A 1,043-nucleotide genomic window follows, 5' to 3' on the forward strand; every position below is an offset into this window, starting at 1 on the left:
GCCTTGTAGACCGGCTCGTTCAGCTGCTCCAGGCGTTTGAGCACCTGGGTCTTCTTATGGGACGGCTTGTTGCGCAACAGGATGAAGCGTTGCTTGCAGTGCAAAAGTCCGGCAAGCTCCTCCTGGGACTTGTCCTTTTTCGCCTTTGCCAGTTCCTGCTTGCGGACCTCGTCCAGCGCCGCACTCATGTACGCCTTGACGTGGAAGTGGTCCAGGATGATCAGGGCGTTCTCCGCATACTGCCGGGAAGAGGAGAGAAACCCTTTGGCTCCATCGCAGGCCACCACTTCTATTTCGGCCCGTTCTTTCTCGGTCAGGGTCCCATAGAAGGCGTCAAGGACACTCTTGCCGTGCTTGTCGTGATTCCAGATGACAACACGCTTGTCGATGTCCACCACGTTGGTGACGTAGGAGTGGCCCTTCTTCCAGGCGACTTCATCCACGCTCATGGCCTTGGGCGCCGGTGGCGGTAGCAACAGCTCATCCGCCTTCTCTTGAAGAATGGCCCGATCTAGCCGGTACACCACCTCATCATCGAGGCCAAGAAACCAGCCGGCCTCAGTATTGGTGGTAATGGAGGTAAGCCTGTTCACCTGCTCGGCAAAACGCTTAGTGAAGCGTCCTTGCAGCCAGGGCAGATACTCAACGTGAATCCCACCGTCAGGGCAGCGGCATTTGCGCTTCTCCAGATAGAGAAATACGCGGCGGCCACAAGCTGGTAAGTCCTCGACACGCATCTGCCCCTTGCTGTGAACTGAGGTGTGAACCGCGCCGCAGAAGGAGCAAACTGGTGGATCAGCATTATCAGAGAGCGAAACAACAAGATGAAGATGGTCGTCCCCGCAATCGAGGGAACCGACCACAATAACGTTTGGGAGATTGAGGAGCTTCGTGATAGTCTCGAAATGCATCGGATTTGGCACCCTTTCTGAGGATTTTGTCGGGAAACAAAACTCTACCAGAAATTGTCAAATCCGATGTACTTCCCTCTATCTAATCTCCTTCCTCCTGAATCTACGCTGCAACTAATTCACGAAAGAACC

General features: G+C 54.6%; 1 protein-coding gene. It reads right to left on the minus strand.

Annotated elements, in window-relative coordinates:
* On the minus strand, positions 1-911 hold a 911-nt coding region (locus tag KJB29_RS19090; RefSeq protein WP_215735894.1), incomplete at its 3' end, for a transposase.
* Between the last annotated feature and the right edge of the window lie 132 nt (positions 912-1,043).

Origin of the sequence: Geobacter grbiciae (assembly GCF_018531165.1) — a bacterium.
Lineage (GTDB): Bacteria > Desulfobacterota > Desulfuromonadia > Geobacterales > Geobacteraceae > Geobacter > Geobacter metallireducens.